Consider the following 6944-nt stretch of genomic DNA (forward strand, 5'->3'; position numbering starts at 1 on the left):
GTGGGCACCATCATGGCGCTGTACTCGCCGACGCTGTGGCATCACCTGACCGACGGCCTGACCGAGCTGGTCAACCACCACGGGGACACCCTGCTCGCGCTCGCCGACATGTACATGCGCCGCGACCCGCACGGCCACTACACCAATGCCACCGACGCGCGCGTGGCGATCAATTGCGTTGACCAACCGCCAATTGCGGACCGCGCCAAGGTGATCGACGAAGACCGTCGTTCCCGGGAGATCGCTCCGTTCATGAGCTACGGGAAGTTCACCGGCGACGCGCCGCTGGGAACGTGCGCGTTCTGGCCGGTGCCCCCCACCACCAAGCCGCATACCGTCACGGCGCCCGGTCTCGCGCCGACCGTGGTGGTGTCGACCACGCACGATCCGGCGACGCCGTACAAGGCCGGCGTGGATCTGGCCAACGAGCTGCGCGGCTCGCTGCTGACCTACGACGGAACCCAGCACACGGTGGTCTTCCAGGGCGACAGCTGCATCGACGACTACGTGACGGCGTATCTGATCGGAGGCGCCACGCCGCCCAGCGGCGCGAAATGCTGACGCCTTTGACGCGGCGCCGAACGTGCACTGGTTGCGAGATTCCGGCGGATTTTTCGCACTGAGTACACGCTCGGCGAAGAGATCAAGGCGTGACCGTTTCGCGCTGCGACGGGTATTCGTCGGTGCAACGATGACAGCCATGTCGCGCCGCAGACCATTGAGCTCGGCGCTGCTGTCGTTGGGGCTGCTGGTCGCGGGGCAATCCGCCCTGCCGCTCGCCGGCGCGACGCCGGAACCCGGTGCGGGACAGACGCCGAGCCCCGCACCGCCGCCGGTCGCCGCGGCGCCGCAGAACTGGGGCGGCTGCGAGCAGTTCGATGTCGACGGCAGCGATCTGCCCACCGCCAGGTGCACGACCGTGTCGGTCCCGGTCGACTACGCCAATCCCGGTGGGGTGCAAGCGAAGCTGGCGGTGATCCGGGTGCCCGCGACGGGCCAGCGGATCGGATCGCTGTTGATCAATCCCGGCGGACCGGGCGCGTCCGCGGTGGACATGGTCGCGGCGATGGCATCCGACCTACAAGGCACCGACATCACCCGCGATTTCGATCTGGTGGGGTTTGACCCTCGAGGGGTGGGTCACTCAACCCCGGCGCTGCGCTGCCGCACCGATGCCGAGTTCGACGCGTTCCGGACCGAACCTATGGTCGACTACAGCCCGGCCGGTGTGGCGCACATCGAGCAGCTCAACCGGCAGTTGGCGCAGCAGTGTGTGACCCGGATGGGCAACGGTTTCCTGGCCAACATCGGCACCGCGTCCGTGGCTCGCGACATGGACATGGTTCGGCAGGCGCTGGGTGAGAATCAGATCAACTACCTCGGCTACAGCTACGGCACCGAACTCGGCACCGCATACCTCGAGAAATTCGGTGACCACGTGCGCACGATGGTGCTCGACGGCGCCATCGATCCGACCGTCGGGCCGGTCCAGGAGAACGTCAACCAAATGGCGGGATTCCAAACCGCTTTCAACGACTACGCCGCGGACTGTGCCCGCTCGAAAGCCTGCCCCCTGGGCACCGACCCGGCGCAATTCGTGAACCGGTACCACGCGCTGGTCGATCCGCTGGTCGCCAAGCCCGGCCACACGTCGGATCCGCGCGGCCTGAGCTACGCCGACGCGACCACCGGCACCATCAACGCGCTGTACACCCCGCAGCACTGGAAGTACCTCACCAGTGGCCTGCTCGGGCTGCAGCGCGGCACCGACGCGGACGACCTCTTGGCCCTCGCCGACGATTACGAAGGCCGTGATAAAAACGGCCACTACAACAACGACCAGGACGTGTTCAACGCGGTCCGATGCGTCGACGCCCCCACGCCGACGGACACCGCGAGCTGGGTGACCGCGGACCGACAGATCCGTCAGGCCGCCCCCTTCCTGAGCTACGGACAGTTCACCGGCAACGCCCCGCGCGACCTGTGCGCGCTGTGGCCGGTGCCGGCGACGTCGACGCCGCACAGCGCGGCGCGGGTCGCGCCGGGCAAGGTCGTCGTGGTGTCGACCACCCACGACCCCGCCACGCCGTATCAGGCCGGGGTAAATCTCGCCAGCCAGCTGGGCGCCCCGCTGATCACCTACGACGGAACTCAGCACACCGCGGTCTTCAACGGCGACCAGTGTGTCGATACCGCGGTGACGCGCTATTTCGTCGCGGGGACGGCCCCGCCCCCATCGTTGCGGTGCAAGTCCTGAGGCTGGCTCCCAGCCGACCCACAGCACCCGTCTGAGCAGTCCGCAATGGTTCTGAGCGGGCATCGGTAACACGGATTTAACAGCTGTTGCCTACTGTTCGGGGTATGGATCGACAGAAGGAATTCGTCCTCCGCACGCTGGAGGAACGGGATATCCGCTTTGTGCGGCTCTGGTTCACCGACGTGCTCGGTTACCTGAAGTCGGTCGCCATCGCCCCGGCGGAACTCGAGGGCGCCTTCGAGGAGGGCATCGGCTTCGACGGATCCTCGATCGAGGGCTTCTCCCGCGTTTCGGAATCCGACACCGTCGCCAACCCCGATCCGTCGACCTTCCAGGTGTTGCCCTGGGCCACCCCCTCCGGCCATCACCACTCGGCGCGGATGTTCTGCGACATCACGATGCCCGACGGTTCGCCGTCCTGGGCCGACCCGCGGCACGTGCTGCGGCGCCAGCTGCAGAAGGCCAACGACCTGGGCTTCTCCTGCTACGTGCACCCCGAGATCGAGTTCTTCCTGCTGGAGCCCGGTCCCAACGACGGGTCACGGCCCATCCCCGTGGACAACGCCGGCTACTTCGACCAGGCGGTGCACGACTCCGCGTCCAACTTCCGCAGGGAAGCCATCGACGCCCTCGAATTCATGGGCATCTCGGTGGAGTTCAGCCACCACGAAGGCGCGCCCGGCCAGCAGGAGATCGACCTGCGCTTCGCCGACGCGCTCTCGATGGCCGACAACGTCATGACGTTCCGCTACGTCATCAAGGAAGTCGCGATCGAAAACGGTGCGCGGGCCTCGTTCATGCCCAAACCCTTCGCGGAGCACCCCGGCTCGGCCATGCACACCCACATGAGCCTGTTCGAGGGCGACGTCAACGCCTTCCACAGCGCCGACGATCCCCTGCAGCTGTCGGACGTGGGCAAGTCGTTCATCGCCGGAATCCTCGAGCACGCCTCCGAGATCAGCGCGGTCACCAACCAATGGGTCAACTCCTACAAGCGGCTGGTGGTCGGCGGCGAGGCACCGACCGCCGCGTCGTGGGGCGCGGCCAACCGGTCGGCCCTGGTGCGGGTGCCGATGTACACGCCGCACAAGACGTCGTCGCGACGGGTCGAGGTGCGCAGCCCCGACTCGGCGTGCAACCCGTACCTGACGTTCGCCGTGCTGCTGGCCGCCGGCCTGCGCGGGGTGGAGAAGGGCTACGTGCTGGGGCCGCAGGCGGAGGACAACGTGTGGGACCTCACGCCCGAGGAACGCCGTGCGATGGGCTACCGCGAGCTGCCCACCAGCCTCGACAGCGCCCTTAAAAGCATGGAGGCCTCTGAGCTCGTCGCGGAAGCGTTGGGGGAGCACGTGTTTGACTTCTTCCTGCGCAACAAGCGCACGGAGTGGGCGAACTACCGCAGCCACGTCACGCCGTACGAGTTGAGCACCTACCTGTCGCTGTAGCTCACGGGATCGCCCGGTCGGTCCGAGCGATCGGCGCCTTGCGCTACCGTCTTGATCGTGACCAAACCCGCGACGCAGCGCCCGCGGCTGCCCAGCGTCGGACGGCTCGGGTTGGTCGATCCCGCGGCGGGTGAGCGGCTCGAACGGCTCGGCTGGTACGACCACGACGACCAGGCGCACATCGACCGGCTGTGGGCGTTGTCGCGCGCGCCGGACCCCGACGCCGTGCTGCGCGCCCTCGTCCGAATGTCGGAGCACCCCGACGCCGGCTGGGACGAGCTCAACGCGGCGCTGCTCACCGAGCGCCCGCTGCGCGGGCGCCTGTTCGCCGTCCTCGGTTCGTCGCTGGCCCTGGGCGATCACCTCGCCATCCATCCGCAGTCCTGGAAGCTGCTGCGCGGCAACGCCAAACTGCCCACCCGCGACGAGCTGCAGCGCGCGTTCACCGAATGCGCCGACGAGGCCTTGACGGGACCCGGTTCTGAGCCGGGTTCCGCGGTTTCGCGATTGCGCACCCTCTACCGCGATCAGCTGCTGCTGCTGGCGGCGCTCGACGTGGCCGCGACCGTCGAGGACGAGCCGGTGCTGCCGTTCCCCGTCGTCGGCGCGCAGCTGTCCGACCTCGCCGACGCGGCGCTGGCGGCCGCGCTGCGGGTGGCCGAGGCAACCGTGTGCGGGGACCGCACTCCACCGCGGCTGAGCGTCATCGCGATGGGCAAATGCGGTGCCCGCGAACTGAACTACGTCAGCGACGTCGACGTCATCTTCGTCGCCGAGCAGGCGGATACGCTCAGCACCCGGGTGGCCAGCGAGATGATGCGGGTGGCCTCCGATGCGTTCTTCACCGTCGACGCGGGGCTGCGGCCCGAGGGTCGCAGCGGCGAACTGGTCCGCACCGTCGAGTCGCACCTCGCGTACTACCAGCGCTGGGCGAAGACCTGGGAGTTCCAGGCGCTGCTGAAAGCCCGGGCCGCGGTGGGCGACGCCGAACTAGCCGAGCGCTACCTGACCGCGCTGATGCCGATGGTCTGGGTTGCCTGCGAGCGCGAGGATTTCGTGGTCGAAGTGCAGGCCATGCGGCGGCGGGTCGAGGAGCTGGTGCCCTCCGATGTCCGCGCCCGCGAGCTGAAGCTCGGCAGCGGCGGATTGCGCGACGTGGAGTTCGCCGTGCAGCTGCTGCAGCTGGTGCACGGCCGCAACGACCAATCGCTACGCGTGGCGTCCACGGTGGACGCCTTGGCCGCGCTGGGCGAGGGCGGCTACGTCGGGCGCGAGGACGCGGCGAACCTGACCGCCTCCTATGAATTTCTGCGCCTGCTCGAGCACCGGCTGCAGCTGCAACGGCTCAAGCGCACCCACCTGCTGCCCGAGTTCGACGACGAGGAGGCGGTGCGCTGGCTGGCCCGCGCGGCGCACATCCGCCCGGACGGCCGCCACGACGCCGCGGGGGTGCTGCGCGAGGAGCTCAAGCACCAGAACGTGCGGGTGTCGGAGCTACACACCAAGCTCTTCTATCAACCGCTGCTCGAGTCGGTCGGTCCGGCCGGCCTGGAGATCTCGCACGGCATGACGCCGGAGGCCGCGGAGCGGCAGCTGGCCGCGCTGGGCTACGAGGGACCGCAGACCGCACTGAAGCACATGTCGGCGTTGGTCAACCAGAGTGGGCGGCGCGGGCGGGTGCAGTCGGTGCTGTTGCCCCGGCTGCTGAACTGGATGTCGTACGCGCCCGACCCCGACGGCGGGCTGCTGGCCTACCGGCGCCTGTCCGACGCGCTGGCCGCCGAGACTTGGTACCTGTCCACGCTGCGGGACAAGCCCGCGGTCGCCAGGCGGCTCATGCATGTGCTGGGAACGTCCGCGTACGTGCCCGACCTGCTGATGCGTGCGCCGCGGGTGATCCAGGAATACAGCGACGGTCCGACCGGCCCGAAGCTGCTTGAGACCGACGCGGACACGGTGGCCCGCGCGCTGGTCGCCTCGGCGGCGCGGCACCCCGACCCGGTGCGGGCGATCGCCGCCGCGCGTTCGCTGCGCCGCAGGGAGTTGGCCCGCATCGGTTCCGCCGACCTGCTCGGCCTGCTCGATGTCACCGACGTGTGCAAGGGACTCACGTCGGTGTGGGTTGCCGTGCTGCAGGCCGCGTTGGACGCGATGATCAAGGCGAACCTGCCCGACGACGGCAAGGCCCCGGCGGCCATCGCCGTCATCGGGATGGGCCGGCTGGGCGGTGCCGAGCTGGGTTACGGGTCGGACGCCGACGTGATGTTCGTCTGCGAGCCGGCTCGCGGTTTCGAGGATTCCGAGGCCGTGAAATGGTCGACGTCGGTCGCCGAGCAGATCCGGGCGTTGTTGGGGACCCCGAGCGTGGACCCGCCGCTGGAAGTCGATGCCAACCTGCGGCCCGAGGGCCGCAACGGCCCGCTGGTCCGCACGTTGGGGTCGTATGCCGCCTACTACGAGCAGTGGGCGCAGGCGTGGGAGATCCAGGCGCTGCTGCGCGCGCACGCCGTCGCCGGCGACGCGGACCTTGGCCAGCGCTTCCTGCTGATGGCCGACCGAACGCGGTATCCGTCCGACGGGGTGTCGGCCGAGGCGGTGCGCGAGATCCGCCGCATCAAGGCCCGGGTGGATTCCGAGCGGCTGCCGCGCGGCGCCGATCCCAACACGCACACCAAGCTGGGCCGCGGGGGACTGGCCGACATCGAATGGACCGTGCAGCTACTGCAACTGCAGCACGCGCACCAGGTTCCCGCCCTGCACAACACCTCGACGCTGGAATCCCTGGACGCCGCCGCGGCGGCTGATCTGATGCCCGAGGAGGACGTGGAGCTGCTGCGCCACGCATGGTTGACCGCGACCCGGGCCCGCAACGCGCTGGTGCTGGTACGCGGCAAGCCCACCGACCAGCTGCCGGGGCCCGGACGCCAGCTCAACGCGGTCGCGGTCGCCGCGGGCTGGGGCACCGACGACGGCAGTGAGTTCCTGGACAACTACCTGAGGGTGACGAGGCGCGCAAAAGCCGTGGTACGCAAGGTGTTCGGGAGTTGAGCGACGCCGGCGCGTTCGGGGGCAACTTCGATGCCATGTTCGAGGTGCTCAGCGCGGCGGAGGCCAACCGGGTGACGGCCCTGTATGCGCCGTTGGCCGACGCCGTGCGCGAACTCGTCGACGCCACCATCCGGACCGAGGCCGATGACGACGTCGTCGCCAGCGCGCGGACCGCGATCGAGGCCGTTACCCGG

At 69.1% G+C, this 6944-nt stretch carries 4 protein-coding genes and 1 pseudogene; all 5 read left to right on the forward strand.

Going from position 1 to position 6944, the window contains the following annotated elements; translation table 11 throughout:
• Nucleotides 1-561 (forward strand): alpha/beta hydrolase (locus A5736_RS01980; protein ID WP_139333079.1); only part of this gene is annotated, 561 nt, incomplete at its 5' end.
• A gap of 130 nt (nt 562-691) precedes the next feature.
• On the forward strand, nt 692-2257 hold the full coding sequence (locus A5736_RS01985) for an alpha/beta hydrolase (RefSeq protein ID WP_139333080.1): 1566 nt from the start codon (nt 692-694) through the stop codon (nt 2255-2257).
• A gap of 104 nt (nt 2258-2361) precedes the next feature.
• On the forward strand, nt 2362-3702 hold the full coding sequence (gene glnA, locus A5736_RS01990) for a type I glutamate--ammonia ligase (protein WP_076062263.1): 1341 nt from the start codon (nt 2362-2364) through the stop codon (nt 3700-3702).
• A gap of 51 nt (nt 3703-3753) precedes the next feature.
• Nucleotides 3754-6750 (forward strand): bifunctional [glutamine synthetase] adenylyltransferase/[glutamine synthetase]-adenylyl-L-tyrosine phosphorylase, encoded by a 2997-nt coding sequence (locus A5736_RS01995; RefSeq protein ID WP_076244238.1) that lies wholly within the window; start codon nt 3754-3756, stop codon nt 6748-6750.
• Nucleotides 6751-6785: 35 nt separating this feature from the next.
• Nucleotides 6786-6944: pseudogene (locus A5736_RS02000) on the forward strand (PaaI family thioesterase); the annotation flags it as partial.

This window comes from Mycobacterium sp. SP-6446, from assembly GCF_001954045.1.
GTDB lineage: Bacteria > Actinomycetota > Actinomycetes > Mycobacteriales > Mycobacteriaceae > Mycobacterium.

Coding starts and splice junctions, on each gene's coding strand:
- A5736_RS01985 (WP_139333080.1), top strand. CDS start 692: ATGACAGCCATGTCGCGCCGCAGACCATTGAGCTCGGCGCTGCTGTCG.
- glnA (WP_076062263.1), top strand. CDS start 2,362: ATGGATCGACAGAAGGAATTCGTCCTCCGCACGCTGGAGGAACGGGAT.